At 67.1% G+C, this 23,677-nt stretch carries 33 protein-coding genes; 3 read left to right on the top strand and 30 right to left on the bottom strand.

Annotated elements, in window-relative coordinates; translation table 11 throughout:
* Positions 1-6: 6 nt before the first annotated feature.
* Both ABD333_RS42040 and secY read right to left on the bottom strand, forming a co-directional pair.
* Entirely contained in the window at positions 7-660 is a 654-nt protein-coding gene (locus ABD333_RS42040; RefSeq protein WP_344548242.1) for an adenylate kinase, read from the bottom strand.
* Entirely contained in the window at positions 660-1,964 is a 1,305-nt protein-coding gene (gene secY / locus ABD333_RS42035) for a preprotein translocase subunit SecY (RefSeq protein WP_344548389.1), read from the bottom strand. The genes ABD333_RS42040 and secY overlap by 1 nt, the downstream gene beginning before the upstream one ends.
* A 421-nt stretch (positions 1,965-2,385) precedes the next feature.
* Here secY and ABD333_RS42030 point away from each other — a divergent pair, with 421 nt between their 5' ends.
* Both ABD333_RS42030 and ABD333_RS42025 read left to right on the top strand, forming a co-directional pair.
* Positions 2,386-2,883, top strand: coding sequence for a hypothetical protein (locus ABD333_RS42030; protein WP_344548241.1), 498 nt, complete (start codon positions 2,386-2,388; stop codon positions 2,881-2,883).
* A 95-nt stretch (positions 2,884-2,978) separates the two neighbouring features.
* A complete protein-coding gene (locus tag ABD333_RS42025; RefSeq protein WP_344548240.1) occupies positions 2,979-3,500 on the top strand; it encodes a hypothetical protein in 522 nt (173 codons plus the stop codon).
* Positions 3,501-3,605: 105 nt separating this feature from the next.
* Here ABD333_RS42025 and rplO read toward each other — a convergent pair whose 3' ends face one another.
* The 28 genes from rplO to ABD333_RS41885 form a co-directional block, all read right to left on the bottom strand.
* Positions 3,606-4,085 carry a 50S ribosomal protein L15 gene (gene rplO / locus ABD333_RS42020; protein WP_344548239.1) on the bottom strand — a complete coding sequence of 160 codons (480 nt, stop codon included), beginning with the start codon at positions 4,083-4,085 and terminating at the stop codon, positions 3,606-3,608.
* 1 nt (position 4,086) lies between these two features.
* Positions 4,087-4,269, bottom strand: coding sequence for a 50S ribosomal protein L30 (gene rpmD, locus ABD333_RS42015; RefSeq protein ID WP_344548237.1), 183 nt, complete (start codon positions 4,267-4,269; stop codon positions 4,087-4,089).
* Positions 4,266-4,889: a 30S ribosomal protein S5 gene (rpsE, locus tag ABD333_RS42010; protein WP_425546963.1), complete on the bottom strand. Its 624-nt coding sequence runs from the start codon at positions 4,887-4,889 to the stop codon at positions 4,266-4,268. Before rpsE ends, rpmD begins: the two co-directional genes overlap by 4 nt.
* Positions 4,890-4,926: 37 nt before the next feature.
* Positions 4,927-5,313 (bottom strand): 50S ribosomal protein L18, encoded by a 387-nt coding sequence (rplR, locus tag ABD333_RS42005; protein ID WP_344548236.1) that lies wholly within the window; start codon positions 5,311-5,313, stop codon positions 4,927-4,929.
* 2 nt (positions 5,314-5,315) lie between these two features.
* Positions 5,316-5,852, bottom strand: a complete 537-nt coding sequence (gene rplF, locus ABD333_RS42000; RefSeq protein WP_344548235.1) for a 50S ribosomal protein L6 — start codon at positions 5,850-5,852, stop codon at positions 5,316-5,318.
* A gap of 16 nt (positions 5,853-5,868) precedes the next feature.
* Entirely contained in the window at positions 5,869-6,267 is a 399-nt protein-coding gene (gene rpsH / locus ABD333_RS41995) for a 30S ribosomal protein S8 (RefSeq protein WP_151558944.1), read from the bottom strand.
* 154 nt (positions 6,268-6,421) lie between these two features.
* A complete protein-coding gene (locus ABD333_RS41990) occupies positions 6,422-6,607 on the bottom strand; it encodes a type Z 30S ribosomal protein S14 (protein WP_018657585.1) in 186 nt (61 codons plus the stop codon).
* Positions 6,608-6,609: 2 nt separating this feature from the next.
* On the bottom strand, positions 6,610-7,185 hold the full coding sequence (rplE, locus tag ABD333_RS41985; RefSeq protein WP_344548234.1) for a 50S ribosomal protein L5: 576 nt from the start codon (positions 7,183-7,185) through the stop codon (positions 6,610-6,612).
* A gap of 1 nt (position 7,186) precedes the next feature.
* Positions 7,187-7,495 carry a 50S ribosomal protein L24 gene (gene rplX / locus ABD333_RS41980; RefSeq protein ID WP_344548233.1) on the bottom strand — a complete coding sequence of 103 codons (309 nt, stop codon included), beginning with the start codon at positions 7,493-7,495 and terminating at the stop codon, positions 7,187-7,189.
* A complete protein-coding gene (gene rplN, locus ABD333_RS41975) occupies positions 7,495-7,863 on the bottom strand; it encodes a 50S ribosomal protein L14 (protein ID WP_026414311.1) in 369 nt (122 codons plus the stop codon). Before rplN ends, rplX begins: the two co-directional genes overlap by 1 nt.
* A gap of 97 nt (positions 7,864-7,960) precedes the next feature.
* Entirely contained in the window at positions 7,961-8,233 is a 273-nt protein-coding gene (gene rpsQ / locus ABD333_RS41970; RefSeq protein WP_344548232.1) for a 30S ribosomal protein S17, read from the bottom strand.
* On the bottom strand, positions 8,226-8,474 hold the full coding sequence (gene rpmC, locus ABD333_RS41965; protein WP_344548231.1) for a 50S ribosomal protein L29: 249 nt from the start codon (positions 8,472-8,474) through the stop codon (positions 8,226-8,228). The genes rpsQ and rpmC overlap by 8 nt, the downstream gene beginning before the upstream one ends.
* Positions 8,474-8,893: a 50S ribosomal protein L16 gene (rplP, locus tag ABD333_RS41960; RefSeq protein WP_151558954.1), complete on the bottom strand. Its 420-nt coding sequence runs from the start codon at positions 8,891-8,893 to the stop codon at positions 8,474-8,476. Before rplP ends, rpmC begins: the two co-directional genes overlap by 1 nt.
* Before the next feature lie 7 nt (positions 8,894-8,900).
* Positions 8,901-9,758 carry a 30S ribosomal protein S3 gene (gene rpsC / locus ABD333_RS41955; RefSeq protein ID WP_344548230.1) on the bottom strand — a complete coding sequence of 286 codons (858 nt, stop codon included), beginning with the start codon at positions 9,756-9,758 and terminating at the stop codon, positions 8,901-8,903.
* Entirely contained in the window at positions 9,758-10,138 is a 381-nt protein-coding gene (gene rplV / locus ABD333_RS41950) for a 50S ribosomal protein L22 (RefSeq protein WP_344548228.1), read from the bottom strand. Before rplV ends, rpsC begins: the two co-directional genes overlap by 1 nt.
* 64 nt (positions 10,139-10,202) lie before the next feature.
* A complete protein-coding gene (gene rpsS / locus ABD333_RS41945; protein ID WP_344548227.1) occupies positions 10,203-10,484 on the bottom strand; it encodes a 30S ribosomal protein S19 in 282 nt (93 codons plus the stop codon).
* A gap of 12 nt (positions 10,485-10,496) precedes the next feature.
* Positions 10,497-11,330, bottom strand: coding sequence for a 50S ribosomal protein L2 (gene rplB, locus ABD333_RS41940; protein ID WP_344548226.1), 834 nt, complete (start codon positions 11,328-11,330; stop codon positions 10,497-10,499).
* Between the two features lie 42 nt (positions 11,331-11,372).
* Positions 11,373-11,672, bottom strand: a complete 300-nt coding sequence (gene rplW, locus ABD333_RS41935) for a 50S ribosomal protein L23 (protein ID WP_344548225.1) — start codon at positions 11,670-11,672, stop codon at positions 11,373-11,375.
* A gap of 13 nt (positions 11,673-11,685) precedes the next feature.
* Positions 11,686-12,288, bottom strand: a complete 603-nt coding sequence (gene rplD / locus ABD333_RS41930) for a 50S ribosomal protein L4 (protein ID WP_344548224.1) — start codon at positions 12,286-12,288, stop codon at positions 11,686-11,688.
* Complete coding sequence (gene rplC, locus ABD333_RS41925) at positions 12,285-12,935, bottom strand: 50S ribosomal protein L3 (RefSeq protein ID WP_344548223.1); 651 nt, start codon at positions 12,933-12,935, stop codon at positions 12,285-12,287. The genes rplD and rplC overlap by 4 nt, the downstream gene beginning before the upstream one ends.
* 14 nt (positions 12,936-12,949) lie before the next feature.
* On the bottom strand, positions 12,950-13,258 hold the full coding sequence (rpsJ, locus tag ABD333_RS41920; protein WP_018657599.1) for a 30S ribosomal protein S10: 309 nt from the start codon (positions 13,256-13,258) through the stop codon (positions 12,950-12,952).
* Between the two features lie 144 nt (positions 13,259-13,402).
* Entirely contained in the window at positions 13,403-14,596 is a 1,194-nt protein-coding gene (tuf, locus tag ABD333_RS41915; RefSeq protein WP_344548221.1) for an elongation factor Tu, read from the bottom strand.
* 87 nt (positions 14,597-14,683) lie between these two features.
* Complete coding sequence (fusA, locus tag ABD333_RS41910) at positions 14,684-16,795, bottom strand: elongation factor G (protein WP_344548220.1); 2,112 nt, start codon at positions 16,793-16,795, stop codon at positions 14,684-14,686.
* Between the two features lie 43 nt (positions 16,796-16,838).
* Positions 16,839-17,309, bottom strand: a complete 471-nt coding sequence (gene rpsG / locus ABD333_RS41905; protein WP_151558974.1) for a 30S ribosomal protein S7 — start codon at positions 17,307-17,309, stop codon at positions 16,839-16,841.
* Complete coding sequence (rpsL, locus tag ABD333_RS41900) at positions 17,309-17,683, bottom strand: 30S ribosomal protein S12 (RefSeq protein WP_019632621.1); 375 nt, start codon at positions 17,681-17,683, stop codon at positions 17,309-17,311. Before rpsL ends, rpsG begins: the two co-directional genes overlap by 1 nt.
* Positions 17,684-19,384: 1,701 nt before the next feature.
* A complete protein-coding gene (locus tag ABD333_RS41895; RefSeq protein WP_344548219.1) occupies positions 19,385-20,974 on the bottom strand; it encodes a hypothetical protein in 1,590 nt (529 codons plus the stop codon).
* Between the two features lie 276 nt (positions 20,975-21,250).
* On the bottom strand, positions 21,251-22,231 hold the full coding sequence (locus tag ABD333_RS41890; RefSeq protein WP_344548218.1) for an aldo/keto reductase: 981 nt from the start codon (positions 22,229-22,231) through the stop codon (positions 21,251-21,253).
* Positions 22,198-23,031, bottom strand: a complete 834-nt coding sequence (locus tag ABD333_RS41885) for an EamA family transporter (protein WP_344548217.1) — start codon at positions 23,029-23,031, stop codon at positions 22,198-22,200. Before ABD333_RS41885 ends, ABD333_RS41890 begins: the two co-directional genes overlap by 34 nt.
* 34 nt (positions 23,032-23,065) lie before the next feature.
* Here ABD333_RS41885 and ABD333_RS41880 point away from each other — a divergent pair, with 34 nt between their 5' ends.
* Positions 23,066-23,545, top strand: coding sequence for an Lrp/AsnC family transcriptional regulator (locus ABD333_RS41880; protein WP_344548216.1), 480 nt, complete (start codon positions 23,066-23,068; stop codon positions 23,543-23,545).
* The last annotated feature ends 132 nt before the right edge of the window (positions 23,546-23,677 follow it).

The raw sequence follows: 23,677 nt of genomic DNA, 5'->3' as shown, positions 1-23,677 counted from the left end.
CAGGGGTCATTTCTCCAGAGGGCGCAGCTCGTCCAGCGCGCGCTTGGTGACCTCCTCGACCGGGCCGGTCGCGTCGATACCCTTCAGAATGCCCTCATCCGCGTAGAACTGGACCAACGGGGCGGTCTGTTCCTGGTAGACCTCGAGCCGGTGACGTACGACGTCCTCCTTGTCGTCGTCCCGCTGGAACAGGTGGCCGCCGCAGTCGTCGCAGACGTCGTCCTTCTTGTCGTCGAAGTCGACATGCCAGATGCGCCCGCACCGCTCGCAGGTGCGCCGGCCCGACAACCGCCGGACGACCTCGTCCTCGTCGACGACGAGCTCCAGCACGATGTCGAGCCTGGCGTCGAAGTCGGCGGAGAGGATCTTCTTCAGCGTCTCGGCCTGGGGCACGTTGCGCGGGAAGCCGTCGAGGAGGAAGCCGTCCCGCGCGTCGTCCTCGGCGAGCCGGTCACGGACCATCGCGATGGTGACCTCGTCGGGGACGAGGTCACCGCGGTCCATGTACTGCTTGGCCTGCCGGCCGAGCTCGGTGCCGCCGCTCACGTTGGCGCGGAAGATGTCACCTGTCGAGATCTTCGGGATGGACAGATGCGATGCGATGAACTGGGCCTGTGTCCCCTTGCCCGCTCCCGGGGGGCCCACCAGCACGATACGCACTACCGGAGGAAGCCCTCGTAGTTACGCTGCTGCAGTTGAGATTCGACCTGCTTCACGGTATCCAGTCCGACGCCGACGACGATGAGGATGCTCGTCCCACCGAACGGGAAGTCGTTGGTCGCCTCCAGCATCGCGAAGGCCACCATGGGGATCAGTGCGACGAGCCCCAGGTAGAGCGCACCGGGTGTGGTGATCCGGGTCAGCACGAAGTCGAGGTATTCGGCGGTCGGCCGGCCCGGACGGATACCTGGGATGAATCCACCATACTTCTTCATGTTGTCGGCTACTTCAGTGGGGTTGAACGTGATCGCCACGTAGAAGTAGGTGAAGAAGACGATGAAGGCGAAGAAGATCGCCATGTGCCAGGGGTTGTCCGGGCGCAGGTAGGGCGCGACCGTCTGGTTGAGGAACTTGTTCTCGGGCCACAGCTGGGTCGCGAGCTGTGGCAGGTACAGCAGCGACGAGGCGAAGATGACCGGGATGATGCCGGCCTGGTTGACCTTGAGCGGGATGTAGGTGGAGGTGCCTCCGTACATCCGCCGGCCGACCATGCGCTTGGCGTACTGCACCGGGATGCGGCGCTGGGCCTGCTCGACGAAGACCACGCCCGCCATGATCGCGATACCCACGATGATCACGAGAGCGAACACGAAGGCCGACTTGGCCTGGTAGATGCCCCAGAACTGGGCCGGGAACACCGCGACCACCTGGGTGAAGATCAGGATCGACATGCCGTTGCCGACACCCCGGTCGGTGATCATCTCACCGAACCACATGATCACCGAGGTACCCGCCACCATGACGATGACCATGGTGATGATCGGGAAGACGCTCTCGTCGTAGAGGACGGACTCACCGCTGCCCGCGTTGCCGAACAGGCTCCCGGTGGCCGCCATGGCGACGATGCCGGTCGCCTGGAGGATCGCAAGGGCCACCGTCAGATAACGCGTGTACTGCGTGATCTTCGTGGTGCCGGCCTGGCCCTCCTTCTTGAGGGCTTCAAGTCGAGGGATCACAACGGTGAGCAGCTGCAGGATGATGCTCGCCGTGATGTAGGGCATGATCCCCAGCGCGAACACCGACAACTTCAGCAGCGCTCCACCGCTGAACAGATCGACCAACTGGAGAGTCTGCCCCTGCGAACCCTTCTTCGCCAGGTCAGCGGTCTCTTTCAGCTGCTCCACGTTCACGTTCGGCGTTGGAAGAATCGCACCGATCCGGAAGAGCACGATGATGAAGAGCGTGAACAGTATCTTTTTACGCAGGTCAGGCGTACGGAAAGCCCGAGCGAACGCGGTCAGCACAATTCCTCCTGCATGACCTGCACCATTGCGGCAGAGTCGATCTGGATCCTGTCCCAGGGTGAGCGACACCGACGTCTCGCTCAGGCGCATACCCTATCCTGCCCGACGAGCCCACTCACCCTCGCCGAAGCGAGACGGCTCCGCCCAGGGTAGCGGTTCCACGGGCCACTTCGAACCTTCGAGCCCGCGCGCATCAGAGCGGGCGCCGCGCCTCGTTGACGTCTGGACACCGCCGACCCGACGCGAACGCCCAACGGAGCGTCAAGGCGGATGTTCAGCGCCCTGAACTCGGTGTGAGACACGGCGGAGACGCTACGAAGGCGTCGCGACGACGTCCCGGAGACGAGCCGGAGACGAGCCGCCCTTTCCATGGTGGTGGCCCGAAGAGGGCCGTCCGTTCACATCGACCAGGGAAGGCTGAATGCATCTCAGTCGCAGATTGGGCATCCTCACCATCGTGGGGGCCGCCGCCCTCACACCGCTTGTCGCCGCACCCGCGCACGCACAAGACAAGGCACCGAAGCCGCCCGCCTCGATCAAGGCCGCGACGATCACCTATGTCGGCGGTGGCTGCAAGCTCGAAATGTGGCGTCCGTACAAGAACGGGCGATACCTCCAGCAGGGGACGCGCTGGAACTGCCGCTGGAACGGCCGGGCTCACTACGTGAAGTTCGAGTCCAGGCTCGACCAGTATCGCGGAGCCGGAATCTGGCGCAACAAGGCCAAGAAGAAGAAGACCTACTCCATGGTCAGCTCCGTCTACCTCAACCAGAACCCCTCGTGGAAGTGCTCGGGCGGGAACCAGAAGTACCGCAACCACACCTACGGCCAGCGCAACCACAACGGAAGGCCCTACGCCACGTGGGAGAGCCTGCGCCACCCGAAGAAGAAGCTGCTCGAGGTCCGCACCCGGTGCTAGTCCAGGCGCCGGTCCGCCACCTGTGTTGCTGAACATGCCCCACCTCGGGTCGCCGCCGCCTGGCGGCGGCCCGAGCCGGTTTCGAGGACGAAGCGATGAGACTCACGGTCACCGCGCTGCTGCTCACCCTGTCCCTCGCGGCCACGGCGTGTGCGAACGATCGCCCTGCCGCCGCACCCTCAACGCCCCCGGCGCTCAGTGCCAAGGCCGCCTTCATCCAGCAGGCCGACAAGATATGCCGTGCCGCCGATGACAAGTTCCCGCCCGGAGATACTGACACGCTGGCGAAGGAGGTCGCCGCTCTCAAGCTCTCCAACAGGGGCATGCGGGTCACCATGGCCGAACTGCGCCGCCTCCCACCGCCGCGCGACGACGCCGCGGCCCTGGACAAGAAGTTCTTCGCGCCCTACGAGAACGCCATCCGGGATCTCGAACGGATCCAACGCGACATCGACCGCGCGCTGGCGCGCCATGACGACCGGCAGGTCCGGAGGCTCATCGACCGTTCGTACGCGCTGACCGATGCCGATGAGGTCACCCAGGCCCTGGTCTTCGCGGAGAAGTACGGCCTCAAGTCCTGCGCCGGCGAGCCGGAAGAAGGGCAGCTCCCCTCCTGAGCGGCCCGGCTCGACGCGACGACGGTCATGCGGCATCACGCGGACCGCGACACGACGAAGGGCCCCGCGCTCCCTTGCGGGAGGGCGGGGCCCTTCGTGTGCTCGTTACAGCTCGTCGGTGCTGCCACCGGCGGCGGCGATCTTCTCCTTGGCGGACTTGGAGAAGGCGTTCACCTTCACCTGGACCGCGACGGAGATGTCGCCGGTGCCGAGGACCTTCACCGGACGGTTGGGGCGCACCGCGCCCTTCGCCGCCAGGTCCTCCGCCGTGACCTCGCCACCCTCGGGGTAGAGCTCGGCCAGCTTGTCCAGGTTCACGACCTGGAACTCGACCCGGTTGGGGTTCTTGAAGCCCTTGAGCTTCGGGATGCGGCGGATCAGGGGCATCTGACCGCCCTCGAACCCGACCGGGACCGTGCTGCGGGCCTTCGTGCCCTTGGTACCGCGACCGGAGGTCTTGCCCTTGGACGCCTCGCCACGGCCCTTGCGGACCTTGGCCTTGTTGGAGCCGGGGGCGGGACGCAGGTCGTGCACCTTGAGGGGGGTGCCCTCAGTGGCCGAGGTCTCCTTGTTGAGATCAGCCATGTCAGTCGACCTCCTCGACGGCGACCAGGTGCGCCACCGTCCGGATCATGCCTTGCACCTGCGGGGTGTCCTCGCGAACGGTGCTCTGACCGATCTTCTTGAGGCCCAGGGTGCGCAGCGTGTCACGCTGGTTCTGCTTCTCCGAAATCACGGACTTGATCTGCGTGATCTTGAGCTGGCTCATGAGCTGCCGACCTCCGCCCGCGGCTCGCTGCCGGCGGCGCGCGCCCGCAGCATGGCGGCCGGGGCGACGTCCTCGATCGGCAGACCGCGCTTGGCGGCGATCTCCTCGGGACGCTTGAGCGCCTTCAGCCCGGCGATCGTGGCGTGCACGATGTTGATCGCGTTGTCACTGCCCAGCGACTTGCTCAGCACGTCGTGGATGCCCGCGCACTCCAGCACGGCGCGCACCGGACCACCGGCGATCACACCGGTACCCGGGCTGGCCGGACGCAGCAGGACCTCGCCCGCGGCGTCCCGCTCCTGCACCAGGTGCGGGATGGTGCCCTGGATCCGCGGCACCTTGAAGAAGTGCTTCTTGGCCTCTTCGACGCCCTTGGCGATCGCCGCCGGGACTTCCTTGGCCTTGCCGTAGCCGACGCCGACGGTGCCGTTGCCGTCACCGACGATGACGAGGGCGGTGAAGCTGAAGCGACGACCGCCCTTCACGACCTTGGCGACACGGTTGATCGCCACGACCTTCTCGATGTACGACTGGCCCTTGTCGGCGCCACCGCGGCGGTCGTCGCGGCGGCCGTCGCGACGGTCGCCACCCTGACCGCCACCACGCCTCTGCGCTGCCATCAGTGGTTCCTCTTCTCGTTAAGGGAAATAAGGGCCATCACAGCTGGAGGCCCCCCTCGCGCGCGCCGTCCGCGACAGCGGCGACGCGCCCGTGGTACTTGTTGCCGCCACGGTCGAAGACCACGGCGGAGACACCGGCCTCCTTGGCCCGCGCGGCGACGAGCTCGCCGACCTTGCGGGACTTGGCGGTCTTGTCGCCGGAGTCGCTGCGCAGCTCCGCCTCCATCGTCGACGCGTAGGCCAGCGTGTGGCCCGCGGTGTCGTCGATGACCTGGACGAAGACGTGCTTGGTAGAGCGGGTCACGACCAGGCGAGGACGCACGGCGGTGCCGACGACCTTCTTCCGGACCCGCAGGTGCCGGCGCTTGCGGGACTTGGCCCGCGCCAGCGTGGCCTTTCCGGCCAGGGTCTTGGTGCCTGCCATGACTACTTACCAGCCTTTCCGACCTTGCGACGAATGTGCTCGCCCTCGTAACGCACGCCCTTGCCCTTGTAGGGGTCGGGCTTGCGCAGCTTACGAATGTTGGCGGCCACCTCGCCGACCTTCTGCTTGTCGATGCCCTCGACCTTGATCTGGGTCGGCTTCTCGACGGTGAAGGTGATGCCCTCGGGCGCCTCGACCAGGATCGGGTGGCTGTAGCCCAGGGAGAACTCGATGTTCTTGCCCTTGGGCACGGCGCGGTAACCGACGCCCTGGATCAGGAGGGTCTTGCTGTAACCCTCGGTGACGCCGACGACCATGTTGTTGATGAGCGCGCGGGTGAGACCGTGCAGCGCCCGGACGGTGTTGACGTCGTTCGGGCGGCCGACGGTGACCGTGCCGTCCTCCAGCTGAACCTCGATCGGCTCGGCCACGACGTGGGACAGCGTGCCCTTGGGTCCCTTGACGGTGACCTCCTGGCCGTCGATCTTCACGTCGACGCCACTGGGCACGGTGATGGGAAGTCGTCCAATACGAGACATGGTTAGAGCCCTCCCCTCACCAGACGTAGGCGAGGACTTCCCCGCCCACGCCACGCTTGCCTGCCTGCCGGTCGGTCATCAGGCCGGAGGACGTCGAGATGATCGCGATCCCCAGGCCGCCGAGCACCTTCGGCAGGTTGTCCTTCTTGGCGTACACGCGCAGACCCGGCTTCGAGACGCGCTTGATGCCTGCGATCGAACGCTCACGCGTCGGACCGAACTTGAGCTCGATGTTGAGCTTCTTGCCGACCTCGGCGTCCTCGACGCTCCAGCCGGTGATGTAACCCTCCTGCTGGAGGATCTCGGCGATGTGCGCCTTGATCTTCGAGTACGGCATGGCCACCGAGTCGTGGTATGCCGAGTTGGCGTTCCGCAGACGTGTCAACATGTCTGCGATCGGGTCGGTCATCGTCATGGCCTACTGGCCCTCCCTCGCCACGGTTTCCAGGCTCCGGAACGGATCCGTGGACCTTTGGCGCGGTCGTGGGCACCTTCGTCAGATGCCCGGTGGTTATTACAGGCTGTTGCCGGTGCGGGCCGTTCCCTCAGCGGACGCGGCCCGCGACCGGTCACCAGCTCGACTTGGTGATGCCGGGAAGCTCACCGCGGTGCGCCATCTCACGGAAGCACACACGGCAGAGGCCGAACTTCCGGTAGACGGAGCGCGGACGGCCGCAGCGCGAGCACCGAGTGTAGGCGCGCACGCCGAACTTCGGCTTCCGCGCCGCCTTGGCGATCAGCGACTTCTTCGCCATGCTCAGTTCTCCTTGAAGGGGAAGCCCAGGAGCTTGAGCAGCGCCCGGCCCTCGTCGTCGGTCTTGGCTGTGGTGACCAGCGTGATGTCCATGCCCCGCGAGCGGTCGACCTTGTCCGGGTCGATCTCGTGGAACATGACCTGCTCGGTCAGCCCGAAGGTGTAGTTGCCGTTGCCGTCGAACTGCCTGGGCGACAGGCCGCGGAAGTCACGGATGCGCGGCAGGGCCGTGGACAGCAGCCTGTCCAGGAACTCCCACATGCGGTCGCCGCGCAGCGTGACGTGCGCGCCGATCGGCATGCCCTCGCGCAGCTTGAACTGCGCGATGGACTTGCGGGCCCGGTTGACGGCCGGCTTCTGGCCGGTGATCGCCGAGAGGTCCTTGATGGCACCCTCGATCAGCTTGGCGTCCTTGGCGGCGTCACCCACACCCATGTTGACCACGATCTTGGTCAGGCCGGGGATCTGCATCACGTTGGCGTAGCCGAACTGCTCCTGCATCGCCTTCGCGATTTCCTCGCGGTAGCGGAGCTTGAGGCGCGGCTGCGGAACGGGGCGCTCAGTCACGGTTTCGGTCATGTCAGATCTCCTTGCCGGTGCGGCGCGAGACCCGGACCTTCGTGCCGTCCTCGTCGATGCGGTAGCCGGCGCGAACCGGCTTGCCGTCCTCGACGAGAGCCACGTTGCTGACGTGGAGGGGCGCCTCGACCTGGACGCGCCCGCTCTCCTTGCCGGCCCGCTGGGCGTCGGCCTTGATGTTCTTGGTCATGATGTTGACGCCTTCGACGACAACACGCTCCCGGCCCGGGTCGACGCGCAGGACCTTGCCCGTGGCGCCCTTGTCCTTGCCGGCGATGACGATGACCTCGTCACCCTTTTTGATCTTCATCACAGCACCTCCGGCGCGAGCGAGATGATTCGCATGAACTTCTTCTCGCGCAGCTCGCGGCCCACCGGGCCGAAGATACGGGTGCCGCGGGGGTCGCCACCGTCCTTGATCAGGACGGCCGCGTTCTCGTCGAAGCGGATGTAGGAGCCATCGGGACGACGACGCTCCTTGCGGGTACGCACGACAACTGCCTTGACGACGTCACCCTTCTTAACGCCGGCGCCGGGAAGGGCGTCCTTCACCGTCGCAACGATGACGTCGCCGACTCCCGCGTAGCGCCGACCCGAGCCGCCGAGCACACGGATGCAAAGGATCTCCTTCGCACCCGTGTTGTCGGCGACCTTGAGTCGCGACTCCTGCTGGATCACGTCAACTCCTGTTCGTCACACCGGTTCTGCCCACACGGGGCAGCCTGGTGGAACCATCGGTATCTAATTGCGGACTACGTCCGCGGGCGCAAGCGCCCTACTTGGCCTTCTCAAGGACTTCGACCACGCGCCACCGCTTGGTGGCCGACAGGGGCCGGGTCTCCATGAGACGGACGCGGTCGCCGACGCCACACTCGTTGGCCTCGTCGTGCGCCTTGTACTTGGTCGTACGGCGGATCACCTTGTGGTACTTCGCGTGCTTGACGCGGTCCTCGACGGACACGACCACGGTCTTGTCCATCTTGTCGCTGACCACCAGACCCTCAAGGATCTTGCGGGTGCTCCGCTCGTCGGTCTTCTGCTCAGTCATCGTTCTTGTCCTCCGCGGACTCCTCGGCGACCGTGACGATGCCGAGCTCCCGCTCCCGCATCACGGTGTAGATGCGTGCGATCTCGCGCTTCACGGTGCGCAGGCGACCATGGCTCTCCAGCTGGCCGGTGGCGGCCTGGAAACGAAGGTTGAACAGCTCCTCCTTCGCCTCCTTCAGCTTGGTGACCAGGACGTCCTCAGGCTCGGTCCGCAGATCGTCGGCGGTAAGACCCTTGGCCATCAGGACTCACCCACCTCTCGCTTAACGATCTTGCACTTCATAGGGAGTTTGTGGATCGCGCGGGTGAGCGCCTCCCGAGCGATCTGCTCGTTCGGGTAGGAGATCTCGAACATCACGCGGCCCGGCTTCACGTTGGCCACCCACCACTCGACCGAACCCTTGCCGGAACCCATCCGGGTCTCGGCGGGCTTCTTGGTCAGCGGGCGGTCCGGGAAGATGTTGATCCAGACCTTGCCACCACGCTTGATGTGGCGGGTCATGGCGATACGTGCGGCCTCGATCTGCCGGTTGGTCACGTACGCGCCCTCGACGGCCTGGATGCCGTACTCACCGAAAGTAACCTTCGTACCGCCCTTGGCCATTCCCCGGCGCTTCGGGTGGTGCTGCTTACGGTGCTTGACCTTACGAGGGATCAGCATCGCTTACTCAGCTCCCCTCTCCAGTCGGAGCAGCCTCAGCGGACGGCGCCGGCTGCTCGGAACTCTGCTGCTGGCGCGGCGCGCCGCCGCGCTCGCCGCCACGGCCCTCGCCGCCACGGCCACCGCGGCCGCCACGGGCACCGCCGCCACGGCGGTCACCGCCGCGACGCTCGCGGCCACCGCCGCCACCGCCGCCGGCGGCGCGCTGCTGGGCGGCCTTCTGCTCACGCTCGGCGCGGGTCGCCGCGGCCTCGCCCTTGTAGATCCACACCTTGACGCCGATGCGGCCGAAGGTCGTCCGGGCCTCGTAGAAGCCGTAGTCGATGTCGGCGCGCAGCGTGTGCAGCGGGACCTGGCCCTCGCGGTAGAACTCCGACCGGGACATCTCAGCGCCGCCCAGACGGCCGGAGCACTGGACCTTGATGCCCTTGGCGCCCGACTTCATCGCGGACTGGATGGCCTTGCGCATGGCACGGCGGAACGCGACGCGGCTGGACAGCTGCTCGGCCACGCCCTGCGCGACGAGCTGGGCGTCGATCTCGGGGTTCTTGACCTCGAGGATGTTGAGCCGCACCTGCTTGCCGGTCAGCTTCTCCAGGTCGCCCCGGAGACGCTCGGCCTCGGCACCACGGCGGCCGATGACGATGCCCGGCCGGGCGGTGTGAATGTTGACCTCGACACGGTCCCGCGTACGCTCGATCTCCACCTTGGAGATGCCCGCCCGGTCCATGCCCTTCTGCAGCATGCGCCGGATCTGGACGTCTTCCTTGACGTAGTCCTTGTAGAGCTTGTCGGCGAACCACACGCTCTTGTGGTCGGTGGTGATGCCGAGACGGAACCCGTGCGGGTTGATCTTCTGACCCACTACCGGGCCCTCCTCGTCTTCTTACCGCCGGCCGAAGCGACGACTTCGTCCTTCGGGGCGACGACCACGGTGATGTGGCTCGTGCGCTTGTTGATGCGGTAAGCCCGACCCTGGGCGCGGGGGCGGAAACGCTTCAGCGTCGGCCCCTCGTCGACCCACGCGTGGCTGACCACGAGCGTGTCGGTGTCGAGCTTGAAGTTGTGCTCGGCGTTGGCAATGGCACTGGCCAGCACCTTGCCCACCGGCTCACTGGCGGACTGTGGGGCGAACCGCAGCACCGCCTGCGCCTCCGCGGCAGGCAGGCCGCGGATGAGGTCCACCACGCGGCGGGCCTTCATGGGCGTGACGCGGATGAACCGCGCCTGGGCCCTGGCTTCCATCGCTGTTCCCTCTCTCCTACGTTGCGATCCTCGCCCGCCTCAACGGGCGAGCGCCTCTGCCTGCTCAGCCGCGACGGCTGCGGCGGTCTTCTTTAACGTGGCTGCGGAACGTGCGCGTCGGCGCGAACTCGCCGAGCTTGTGTCCCACCATGGCGTCGGTGATGAACACCGGAACGTGCTTGCGGCCGTCGTGCACGGCGATCGTGTGACCGATCATGTCCGGCACGATCATGGAGCGCCGCGACCACGTCTTGATCACGTTCTTGGTGCCCTTGTCGTTCTGGCCTTCCACCTTCTTGATGAGGTGGTCGTCCACGAACGGGCCCTTCTTCAGGCTACGTGGCATGACGAGCGACTCCTACCGCTTCTTCTTGCTGCGACGACGGACGATCAGCCGGTCGCTGGCCTTGTTGGCCTGGCGGGTGCGGCCTTCCTTCTTACCGTTCGGGTTCACCGGGTGCCGGCCACCAGAGGTCTTGCCCTCACCACCACCGTGCGGGTGGTCGATCGGGTTCATGGCCACACCGCGGACGGTCGGGCGCTTGCCCTTCCAGCGCATACGGCCGGCCTTGCCCCAGTTGATGTTCGACTGCTCGGCGTTGCCGACCTCGCCGACGGTCGCGCGGCAGCGGACGTCCACCATGCGCATCTCGCCGGACGGCATACGCAGCGTGGCGTACTTGCCCTCCTTGGCGAGCAGCTGGACGCCGGCGCCCGCGGAACGGGCGATCTTGGCGCCGCCACCGGGCTTGAGCTCGATGGCGTGGATGACCGTACCCGTCGGGATGTTGCGCAGCGGCAGGCAGTTGCCCGGCTTGATGTCCGAACCCGGCCCGTTCTCGACCCGGTCGCCCTGCTTCAGTCCCTGCGGGGCGAGGATGTAGCGCTTCTCGCCGTCCGCGTAGTGCAGCAGCGCGATGCGCGCGGTGCGGTTGGGGTCGTACTCGATGTGCGCGACCTTGGCCGGAATCCCGTCCTTGTCGTGCCGACGGAAGTCGATCACTCGGTACGCGCGCTTGTGGCCCCCGCCCTGGTGCCTGGTGGTGATGCGGCCGTGGTTGTTGCGGCCGCCCTTCTTGGGGAGCGGACGCAGCAGCGACTTCTCGGGCTCGCGGCGGGTGACCTCGACGAAGTCGGCCACGCTGGAGCCGCGACGACCCGGAGTCGTCGGCTTGTACTTACGGATGCCCATCTTTTTCGTTCATCCCTTAACTAACTCTTCGATCGCCCCGGCCTAGGCCGGGCCGCCGAAGATGTCGATCCGCTCGCCCTCGGCCAGGCTGACGATGGCGCGCTTGGTGTCCTTGCGCTTGCCATAGCCGAACCGGGTGCGCTTGCGCTTGCCCTGGCGGTTGATGGTGTTCACACTCGTCACCTTGACGTTGAACACCTCCTCGACCGCCTGCTTGATCTGCGTCTTGTTGGCGTCCGGGCGGACGAGGAACGTGTACTTGTTCTCGTCCAGCAGCCCGTAGCTCTTCTCCGAGACGACCGGCGCGATGATGACGTCACGGGGGTCGGCGATCCTGCTCACGTGGTCCTCCCCCTCACTTCTTCGTCGCGCGCGAGATGAACTCGTCGTAGGCCGCCTGAGTAAAGACGACGACGTCGTTCACCATCACGTCGTAGGTGTTGAGCTGGTCGGAGACGATGACGTGCACGCTCGGCTCGTTGCGCAGGCTCTTCCACGTCAGCTCGTCCTCACGGTCCAGGACCAGGAGGACGCGCTTGGCGTCGGTGATGCCGCGCAGGTTGGCCACAGCGGTCTTCGTCTTCGGGGTGTCGCCGTCGATGATGGTGTCCACGACGTGCACCAAGCCGTAGCGGGCACGGTCGGACAGGGCGCCGCGCAGGGCGGCGGCCTTCATCTTCTTCGGCGTCCGCTGGCTGTAGTCCCGCGGCTGCGGACCGTGCACGATGCCACCGCCGGCGAACTGGGGCGCGCGGGTCGAGCCCTGACGGGCGCGGCCGGTGCCCTTCTGCCGGTACGGCTTCTTGCCACCGCCACGGACCTCGCCACGGGTCTTGGTGGAGTGCGTGCCCTGGCGCGCGGCGGCCAGCTGGGCCACCACGACCTGGTGGATCAACGGGACGCTGGTCTTGGCGTCGAAGATCTCCGCGGGCAGGTCGATGTCTACCTTCGAGGTCACTTGCCCGTTCCCTTCACTGCGTCGCGGACCAGGACCACGCCGCCGTTCGGGCCGGGAACCGCGCCCTTGATGAGCAGCAGGTTCTTCTCGGTGTCGATGGCGTGGACGGTCAGGTTCTGCACGGTGGTGCGGGCGTTGCCGTGCCGGCCCGCCATGCGCAGGCCCTTGAAGACACGACCGGGGGTCGCGCAGCCGCCGATCGAACCGGGCGAACGGTGCTTGCGCTGGGTGCCGTGAGAGGCGCCGAGGCCCTTGAAGCCGTGGCGCTTCATGACACCCGCGGTGCCCTTGCCCTTGCTGGTGCCGGTGACGTCGATCCGCTGGCCGGCCTCGAAGACCTCAACCGTGATCTCCTGGCCGAGTTCGTACTCGGTGGTGTCGTCGGCGCGCAGTTCGACGAGGTAGCGGCGCGGCGTGACGCCGGCCTTCTCGAAGTGACCCGTGCGCGGCTTGTTCACCTTGCGCGGGTCGATCTGCCCGTACCCGATCTGGACGGCGGTGTAGCCGTCCTTCTCCTGCGAGCGGAGCTGGGTGACGACACACGGCCCGGCCTGGACGACGGTTACCGGAACGATCCGGCCCTCATCGTCGAAGACCTGGGTCATGCCGAGCTTCTCGCCCAGGACGCCCTTCCTCTGCGTACTCATCTCTGGTGCGTCCCTTAGAGCTTGATCTCGATGTCAACGCCGGCCGGAAGGTCGAGCCGCATGAGCGAGTCGACCGTCTTGGGCGTCGGGTCGATGATGTCGATCAGCCGCTTGTGCGTGCGCATCTCGAAGTGCTCACGGCTGTCCTTGTACTTGTGCGGCGAGCGGATGACGCAGTACACGTTCTTCTCGGTCGGCAGCGGCACCGGGCCCGCGACCTTGGCGCCCGTCCGCGTCACCGTCTCAACGATCTTCTTCGCGGAGGTGTCGATGACCTCGTGGTCGTAGGCCTTGAGCCGGATGCGGATCTTTTGTCCCGCCATGGTGGCCTCGGTGTCCTTTACTGGTAGTGCCGCTGGTACTTGCCTGGGTTCGCGCCGCGGCGGCCCCGCCGCGAGGGTCCGAGAAGCGATCTCCCGGACCCGTACAGCGTGTGGCGGCCGGGCCGCCGCGACGACGAAGGGGTGCTACTTGGTGATCTTGGTGACGCGACCGGCGCCGACCGTCCGGCCACCCTCACGGATGGCGAACTTCAGGCCCTCCTCCATGGCGACGGGCTGGATCAGCTCGACGCTCATCTCGGTGTTGTCGCCCGGCATGACCATCTCGGTGCCCTCAGGGAGGCTCACCACGCCGGTGACGTCCGTGGTCCGGAAGTAGAACTGCGGACGGTAGTTGTTGAAGAACGGCGTGTGGCGGCCACCCTCGTCCTTGGACAGGATGTAGACCTGAGCCTCGAAGTTGGTGTGCGGGGTGTTGGTGCCCGGCTTGATGACACACTGACCGCGCTCGACGTCCTCACGCTTGATACCGCGCAGGAGCAGACCGACGTTGTCACCGGCCTGGCCCTGGTCGAGCAGCTTGCGGAACATCTCGACACCGGTGACGGTCGACTTGGTCGAGGTCTCCTTGATGCCGATGATGTCGACTTCCTCGTTGACGTTGACCACGCCACGCTCGATGCGGCCGGTGACGACGGTGCCGCGACCGGTGATCGAGAAGACGTCCTCGATCGGCATCAGGAAGGGCTTCTCGGTGTCACGGACCGGCTCGGGGACGTTCTCGTCGACCGCGGTCATCAGCTCGACGATCGACTCGGCCCACTTCTCGTCGCCCTGCAGGGCCTGGAAGGCGGACACGCGCACGACCGGGAGATCGTCGCCCGGGAACTCGTACTCCGACAGCAGCTCGCGGACCTCGAGCTCGACGAGCTCCAGGATCTCCTCGTCGTCCACCATGTCGCACTTGTTGAGCGCGACCACGATGTAGGGAACGCCGACCTGGCGGGCCAGGAGCACGTGCTCCTTGGTCTGCGGCATCGGGCCGTCGGTGGCGGCCACGACCAGGATCGCGCCGTCCATCTGGGCGGCACCGGTGATCATGTTCTTGATGTAGTCGGCGTGACCCGGGCAGTCGACGTGGGCGTAGTGACGCGCCTCGGTCTGGTACTCGACGTGCGCGATGGAGATGGTGATACCGCGCTCGCGCTCCTCCGGCGCCTTGTCGATGTCCTCGAACGGCGTGAAGGGGTTGATGTCCGGGTACTTGTCATGGAGCACCTTGGTGATCGCCGCGGTAAGCGTGGTCTTACCGTGGTCGATGTGACCGATGGTGCCGATGTTTACGTGCGGCTTGGTCCGCTCGAACTTGGCCTTAGCCACTGCTTCTCCTTGTAGCTGTGCGATCCTCGGCCGCCTAGACGACCGCCTGATGCTTTGGCTTGGTTGGTGATCCTGGGCAGACCGGGGCTACTCGCCCCGCGCCTTGGCGATGATCTCCTGCGCGACGTTCCCCGGAACCTCGGCGTAGGAGTCGAACTGCATGGTGAAAACAGCCCGGCCCTGGGTCTTGCTGCGCAGATCACCCACGTAGCCGAACATCTCCGACAGCGGGACGACGGCCTTGACGACCCGCATGCCCGCGCGCTCGTCCATCGACTGGACCTGACCGCGGCGGCTGTTGATGTCGCCGATCACGTCGCCCATGTTCTCCTCGGGCGTGGTGACCTCGACGGCCATCATGGGCTCCAGGAGCGTGGCACCCGCCTTGCGGGCCGCCTCCTTGAACGCCATCGAGCCGGCGACCTTGAACGCCATCTCCGACGAGTCGACCTCGTGGTAGGCGCCGTCCTGCAGGGTGACCTTGACGCCGACCATGGGGTAGCCGGCGAGGACACCGAACTCGGCGGCCTCCTGGCAGCCCGCGTCCACCGACGGGATGTACTCCCGCGGGATGCGGCCACCGGTGACCTTGTTCTCGAACTCGTAACCGTCGTTCCCCTCGCCCAGCGGCTCGAGGTCGATGATCACGCGACCGAACTGGCCGGAGCCACCCGTCTGCTTCTTGTGGGTGTACTCGACCTTCTGGATCTTGCGGGTGATGGTCTCGCGGTAGGCCACCTGCGGCTTGCCGACGTTGGCCTCGACCTTGAACTCGCGCTTCATCCGGTCGACGAGGATCTCCAGGTGGAGCTCGCCCATGCCGGAGATCACGGTCTGGCCGGTGTCCTCCTCGGTGCGGACCTGGAAGGACGGGTCCTCCTCGGCCAGCCGCTGGATCGCGGTGCCCAGCTTCTGCTGGTCGGCCTTGGTCTTCGGCTCGATCGCCACGTGGATGACCGGCGCCGGGAAGTTCATCGACTCAAGGACGATGGGGCTCTTCTCGTCGCACAGCGTCTCACCGGTGGTGGTCTGCTTGAGACCCATCACCGCGACGATGTCGCCGGCGCCGACGCGCTCGATCTCGGTGCGCTTGTTGGCGTGCATCCGGTAGATCTTGCCGATCCGCTCCTTGCGCTCCTTGTTGGAGTTGAGCACCGAGGTGCCCGACTCCAGGACGCCGGAGTAGACGCGGATGAACGTCAGCTTGCCGAGGTGCGGGTCGCTCGCGATCTTGAACGCCAGGGCGGAGAACGGCTCGTCCTCGCTGGCGTCGCGGTGCAGCTCCTTCTCCTCGTCGCGGACCGCGTGACCGTCAACGCCACCGTCGTCCAGCGGGTTGGGCAGGTAGCGCACGATCGCGTCGAGCAGCGGCTGGACGCCCTTGTTCTTGAACGCGGTGCCGCAGGTCACCGGGGTGAGCTTGGCGGCGATCGTCGCGCGGCGGATGCCGGCGTAGAGCTGCTCCACGGTGGGCTCGTTGCCCTCCAGGTACAGCTCCATGATCTCGTCGTCGTTCTCGGCGAGGGTCTCGACCAGCTTGTCGTGCCACTCACGGGCGGCCTCGGCGTGCGTCTCGGGGATGTCGACGGTGTCGTACATCTCGCCGAGCTTGGCCTCTTCGTTCCAGAGCAGGGCCTTCATCGTGACCAGGTCGATGACGCCCTTGAAGTCGGCCTCGGCGCCGATCGGCAGCTGGAGCACCAGCGGGATCGCGTTGAGCCGGGTCTCGATCATGTCGACGCAGCGGTGGAACTCCGCGCCGACGCGGTCGAGCTTGTTGACGAAGCACATACGCGGCACGCCATAGCGGTCGGCCTGACGCCACACGGTCTCGGACTGCGGCTCCACACCGGCCACACCGTCGAACACCGCGACCGCACCGTCGAGCACCCGCAGGTTGCGCTCCACCTCGACGGTGAAGTCGACGTGGCCGGGGGTGTCGATGATGTTGATCGTGTGCTTGACGTCGTCGACGGGCCATTCACAGGTGGTGGCGGCGGAGGTGATGGTGATCCCCCGCTCCTGCTCCTGCTCCATCCAGTCCATGGTGGCGGCGCCGTCGTGGACCTCGCCGATCTTGTAGCTCATCCCCGTGTAGTAGAGGATGCGCTCGGTCGTCGTGGTCTTGCCCGCGTCGATATGGGCCATGATCCCGATGTTGCGGACCTTGGCCAGGTCTACACCGGTTTTGGTAGCCACTGTCGTCCTCGCGTCGTCTCGTCGTCAGTCGTGATCCGCCGGATCACCAGCGGTAGTGGGCGAAGGCCTTGTTGGACTCCGCCATCTTGTGCGTGTCCTCGCGCTTCTTGACAGACGCGCCGAGGCCGTTGCTCGCGTCGAGCAGCTCGTTCATCAGCCGCTCGGTCATGGTCTTCTCGCGACGCTGGCGGGCGTAGATGACCAGCCAGCGGAGCGCCAGGGTGGTGGAGCGGGCGGGCCGCACCTCCACCGGGACCTGGTAGGTCGCGCCACCGACACGGCGGCTGCGGACCTCCAGGGTCGGCTTCACGTTGTCGAGCGCGCGCTTCAGCGTGACGACCGGGTCGTTGCCGGTCTTCTCGCGAGCGCCCTCGAGGGCGTCGTACACGATGCTCTGCGCGATGGAGCGCTTGCCGTCCAGAAGGATCTTGTTGATCAGCGCGGTGACCAGCGGCGAGTTGTACACCGGGTCGGCGATGAGCTGGCGCTTGCCAGCCGGGCCCTTGCGCGGCATTAGCTCTTCTCCTTCTTCGCGCCGTAGCGGCTGCGCGCCTGCTTGCGGTTCCGCACCCCCTGGGTGTCGAGCGAACCGCGGATGATCTTGTACCGAACGCCCGGGAGGTCCTTCACTCGGCCGCCGCGCACGAGCACGATCGAGTGCTCCTGCAAGTTGTGTCCGACACCGGGGATGTAGGCCGTGACCTCAATCCCGCTGGTCAGCCGGACACGGGCGACCTTGCGAAGCGCGGAGTTCGGCTTCTTGGGCGTCGTCGTGTAGACGCGCGTGCAAACACCCCGCCGCTGCGGGCTCCCCTTCAGCGCGGGCGTCTTGTTCTTGGTCACCTTGTCCTGGCGGCCCTTGCGGACCAGCTGCTGGATCGTGGGCACCGCGTCTCCGTCTTCCTCGTACCGAGCCGGTAAGTCTTAGTTCTGCCTGGGTTCCGCTCTCGCGGGAGTTCCGCTCGCGCGGGACCCGTCATCACTACCCCATGTGAGGCTGTGACCTGCCGGTTTCCCGACCTCTCCGACCCCCGCGGTCGGGCGTGTCGTCCTAGCCCCTGAGCGAACAGGTTCCACAGACCACACAGACCGCCCGGCCCTTCCAAGGGCCGAATCAAGCCGGGGAGTAGTTGCGGCGCGGGCCCCGTCCTCAACGGACCTGGTCGGCGCGCACGCATAGCGGCCCGCAGAGCGGGCACAAGCGAAGAGGTTACCTACCCCCGCGCCAAAGTGCAAAGCGAAGCCCGCATTACAACGCCGAGCCCCTCCGAAGCAACCCTCAAGCCCCAGAGATCGCCACCCAAATGACGCAAATACCCCTCTAGCCGCCGCCTAACCCGTAACGACGACATACCGACGCCTTGTTCCCGGCCGCCCCCTGTGTCATGCCCCTCATCCACCCCCATACGCCCCAACGCCCAAACAAAACACCGGCCCCACCCGACCTGCGGCGGTTTCATGCCGCTTGGAACTCCGAGACGCCCGACCACGCGACGGCACCAGCGCGCTCTTAAGCTCCTGCGAACCCTCGCAGCCATGCAGTGCGACGGGCCCTGGCCCCAGGGCTCACAGGCCCGCGTCGTGTACTACGGCCCTCCTACTCGCGCGGTGCGGCGATGCCCCGGGCTGACAGGCCCGCGAATCTTGCTGGGCGGCGGGGTTATGGACGCTTTGCGACCCAAGACCATCAACTGCCGGACTCAGCGCGGAAAGTGGCGGTGTGGCATTCGCTTCGCGGCGTCGCGTCTGCCCCGGACGCATGCCTCAGGCAGACAACGCCCGCACGACCCGCGTTCAGGCCTCGCCGGGCGGCAGTGCCGTGGTCCTGCGGCCCTCCGTCGTGCACTGGGCGATGGGTGGCGCCCTGGTTTACGACCGCGATCCCTCGTCGCGCGGGGCGATCGCGTGGCGCTTACGGCCTTGCGCCCCCCTCCACAGCAGCGCCACAGCTCTTACGACCTTTAGGTTGCGGCCGGGCGGCAGTGCCATGGCCTAGCCCGCCCCTATGTCGGGCGGCGGGTGTTATGACGCTTATGGCCTTGGTCAGCGTCTGCCGGGCTTGGGGAGCACGGCGGGGCGGGGCGTCCCTTGGCAAGTGCGCTGCACGCGCCTGATGCGCTCGCCACAGGCGTTCGGACTCGTGGCTGCCGCTTCTCCGGGCGGCAGTGCCGTGGAATTGCAGCCTTCCGAAGCGGGCTGCGGACAGGTGACGCCATGGGGTAAGGGCCTGCGGACCCTCGCGCGGCCGGTCTCATGGCGCTTGCGGACTTCCTGCCTTCGCCGCACGGGCTGCGGACCTCCGCCCGCGCGGCGATGCCCATGGCGTTGCTACGCACACCTTCGTCCCACAGCGGTGCCCTGGCACCTACAACTGCCGGGCCGGTGCGATGGTCTGACGGACCGACGAACCCTTGCCGGGCGGCAGCGTTGCGTATGTGGCCGGCTTGGGCGGAACTCGGCGGGCGTGGAATCGCTTGGCTGTCACCTTGGCCAAAACGGCGGAGTGCCGATGGGCGTTCCGCTTTGCGGAAGTCCCATCGGCACTCCGGCCTTGGGTCGATCGGTCCCGGCTGAGTCCTGACCGAGTTTTTAGATGAGGAACGCGATCACGAGGACGATGATGATCACGACGAGGACGGCGCCAGCGATGATCATCAGGTTCTTGTTGCCGCCCTTGCCCTGCTTCTCGCCCGAGTAGCCGCCCTCGCCGCCGGGCTGCGGCATGCTGTACTGCTGCTGCCCGTACTGGCTCTGCTGTCCCGGCTGGCCGTAGGCGGCCTGCTGGCCGTATTGCTGCTGTTGGCCGTACTGCTGTTGGGCGTAGGGCTGGCCCTCCTGCTGCTGGCCGTAGGGCGGCTGCGCCTCCGGCTGCTGGCCGTAAGGCTGTTGCGCCTCAGGCTGCTGCGCGTACGGCTGGCCCCCCTGCTGCTGGGCATAGGGCTGCTGGGCCTCCGGCTGCTGGCCGTAGGACTGTTGCGCCTCCGGCTGTTGCGCGTACGGCTGGCCCTCTTGGTGCTGGGCGTAAGGCTGCTGGCCTTCCGGCTGGCCGTAGGGCTGCTGGGCCTCCGGCTGGCCGTAGGACTGTTGCGCCTCGGGCTGTTGGGTGTAGGGCTGCTGGGCGTACGGCTGCGGCTGGGCGCCGTAGGGCTGCTGGCCCGGTGCGGGAGGCTGGCCGGACGCTCCCCACTGTTGGTACTGGCCCATGTCCATGCGGGTCTGATCGCCGCCTTGCTGCTGCGGCGCGGAGGAGTCGAACGTCTGGGTGGCCTGGGAGTCCTCGGCCTCGCGGGGCTCCTCGCCGGACGAGGCCGCGCCGAAGCCGGGCTCTGGCGGCGGGACCATCAGAGTGCGGTCGGAGTCGACGGCGGGCGCCTGCTGCTCGGGCGGCGTCGACTGTGCCTCGGGAGTCCAGGGCTCGGGGGTGGGAGGCGGCGTCGGCGCCTGCCAGGGTTCGGCAGGGGGCTCTTGGGCGGGCCGGCGTTCCGGCCCGGATGCGACGGGGATGTCCGGCCCTGGCGACCAGGCGGTGGTCGCCTGGTCGTCGATCGCCGCGCGTTCCTGCTCCGGCGGCGTGGTGCTCGGGCCGGGAACGATCATCGTGCGCTCGGAGAGCCCGCTCTCGCCTGCGGGCGCCTCGGGCTCGGCCGGCGGCGTGAACGGCTCGCCCATGGGCGCGTGCGGCTCGGCCGGTGAGGCGAACGGCTCCTGCGGAGCGCCGTACGGAGCCTGGCCGTACGGCTGCGGTTCGGGGGCCTGCCCGTAACTCGGCATGGGCGGCTGCTGCTGGCCGTACGGCTGCTGCTGCGGCTCCTGCGGATAGCCGCCCTGCGGGGGCTGTCCGTATTGGCCCGGAGGCGGCCCGTACTGCTGGGGCTCAGGTGGGTAACCGCCGGGCGGCTGACCGTAGGGCGGCTGCTCACTGCCCGGGACTGGCATCGGCTCCACCATGGTCGGCGGCGGAGGCGGTGGGCTCTCCGGCGGCGTCTGTGGCGCGGGTGGAGGCGGCGGCTGGGCCGTACCACCGAGCTGGGGCGCTCCGAAGACCACCGTGCGGTCACCCATGGGCCGCGCGGGCGGCTCGTCCTTCTCGGGCTGCCCCTCGGCGGGATCCGCCTTGGGCGTCTCCCTGTCGTCAGGCAACGGCCACTGCGGACCCTGCGTGCCGTCGTTCTCGGTCATCGTCGGGCTCCTTCAGCGCCGTAGTCCTGGGGATCCCCAGGCCCGTGCCTGCCGGCTCGGAAACGCGCGGCGCGTAACGCGGCCTCCGAGTCTTGGTCTCGGTCCCAGGGGCGGCGTCAAGGCCGCCCAGGGGCTCTCCTACGCCCTCAGCCTGCCCCGACCGCCTGTGGAATCGCAAATCACCACCCCATATAGACGCTGAAAGCCTGCCTCGCGTTCCCCTGACAAGGGAAGAGGCCGCCCCCAACAAGGGAGCGGCCTCCGCCGAATCCAGGTTTATTCGTGGCCGAGAACGGGGTGCGGCCGATAAGGCGCTTCGAGCCGTTCGAGCTCCTTGTCGTCCAGCCGCAGCGCGGCGGCCGCGCCGGCGTCCTCGACGTGCTTCAGCTTGGTCGCCCCGATGATCGGCGCGGTCACGCCCTTCTTGTGGAGCAGCCATGCCAGTGCCACCTGCGCGGGCGGCACGCCTCGTTCGCCCGCCACGGCCTTGACGGCGTCGACCACGTCGAAGTCGGTCTCCTCGTACAGGGCGTCGACGTACGTGTCGCTTTCCGAGCGGACTGTACGGCGCTCGCCGCCGCGTTCCCGGTTGCCCGCCAGCAACCCGCGGGCCAGCGGGCTCCAAGGGATGACCCCAACTCCCTGGTCAACGCAGAGCGGAATCATCTCCCGCTCCTCCTCCCGGTAGACCAGGTTGTAGTGGTTCTGCATGGAGACGAACTTGGTCCAGCCGCCTACTTCCGCCGCGCGCTGCGCCTTGGCGAACTGCCACGCGTACATGCTGGAGGCCCCGATGTACCTGGCCTTGCCCGCCCTCACCACGTCGTGGAGCGCCTCCATGGTCTCCTCGATCGGGGTGTCGTAGTCCCACCGGTGGATCTGGTAGAGGTCCACGTGGTCGGTCCCCAGCCGCCGCAGCGACGCGTCGATCGAGGCCATGATGTGCTTGCGCGACAAGCCCCGGTCGTTCGGGCGATCGCTCATCGGGAAGTAGACCTTGGTGGCCAGCACATAGTCGTCACGGCTCTGGAAGAGCTTCGGCAACAACCGCCCGGTGATCTCCTCCGACCGCCCCAGGGAGTACATGTCCGCGGTGTCGAAGAAGGTGATCCCCTCCTCCACCGCCTGGCGGACGATCGGTTCGGCCTCCACCTCGCCCAGGAACCACTTGCGCTGCTCGGGGTCGCCGTAGCTCATCATTCCGAGGCAGATGCGGGAGACCTTCAGCCCCGTGCCACCGAGTCGTGTCTGTTCCACGTGTTCTCCTTCAGCCGTTCTGTCCGTCCACTGTGCAATGCCACACCAAAGATCACAAAAGCCACTCCCAGTGCCTCCGCGGCCGTGGGCACCTGCCGCAGGACGATCACGCCGATGAGCATCGCGGTCGCCGGCAACAGGGCCACCATCAGGGCGTACGTCTCCCGCGCCAGCCGCGCCATGGCGAGTTGATCACAAATGTAGGGGATCACCGACGAACAGATCCCCACCCCGGCTCCCGCCGCGAGCAGCCGCGGATCGGTCGCCGCGGGCGCCGCCATGACCAGGCCCGGCGCGGTCAGGAGCGCCGCCACGGCCATCGCCGCACCCAGTCCTGCGATGGCGCTGGACCGCTGGGCCGAACTGTGCGCGAGGACGATGTAGAAGGCGAACAACGCCGCGTTCAAGAACGCCAGGACGAAGCCGAACGGATCGCCCTCCACCCGTACGTCCACCAGCGCGTAGACCCCGCCCACTACCGCCACCAGCGCGACCAGGTTGCGCGGCGTTCGCGCTCCTAGGGCAGCCAAGCCAACGACTGGCAGAAACTCGATCGCCGCTACGGTGCCCAATGGCAGCCGCGCGATCGCCAGGTAGAACGACACGTTCATGCCCGCCAGGACGATGCCCCAGAGCACAACGGTCCGGTCCCATCGAAACCGCCGCCACAACGCGAACACCAGGGCGGCGCTCCAGATCCGCAATGCGGCGACCCCGATCGGTTCGACTCTTGCGAACAACAACACCGCGAACGCCGGTCCCAGATAGTGGAAGACAGCGCTCACGACGAAAAACCGCATGGCCGTATCCTCGGCCGATCCGTAGGTTGGCGGAATGGCGAACCGTACGAGCAGGCCAGGCCGCGCCTACGAAACCAAGCCGTTCGACGCGATCGACCTTAGAATCCTCACCGAACTCCAGCTGAACGCCCGGATCTCGCTCGCCGAGCTCGGGCGCCGCGTCACCCTCTCGTCCCCGGCCGTGGCCGAACGGGTCCAGCGGCTGGAGGACGCCGGTGCGATCACCGGCTACCACGCCACCGTGGACCCCCGCGTCCTCGGCTTTCCGATCAGCGTTCTGGTCCGGGTCCGTCCCGCCCTGCGCGAGCTGAGCCGCATACCCAAGATCGCCGAGGAGATCCCCGAGATCGTCGAGTGCCACCGGATCACCGGTGACGACTGCTTCTACTTCGTCGCCCACCTGCGCGCGATCGCCGACCTCGAACCCATCCTCGACCGCTTCACCCCGTACGCCCGCACCACGACCTCGATCCTGCAGTCCTCGCCCGTCTCCCGGCGTCCGCTCCCCCTATAGAAAAAGGGTGCGGTTCTTCTCGAAGGACCTGGGTGAGTTCGGAGCTTGAGCGTTCGGTCGCTGTGGGTGGGGTCGTCTTCTACCGTTCGAGGTGGAGGCGACCACGATGGGCTCGTTGTTTGAGGAGCTGGC

The organism is Actinomadura fulvescens (assembly GCF_039533225.1).
GTDB classification, from domain to species: Bacteria; Actinomycetota; Actinomycetes; order Streptosporangiales; family Streptosporangiaceae; genus Spirillospora; species Spirillospora fulvescens.
The sequence above is the reverse complement of the archived record's forward strand: the minus strand, read 5'-3'. Positions and strand labels throughout refer to the sequence as shown.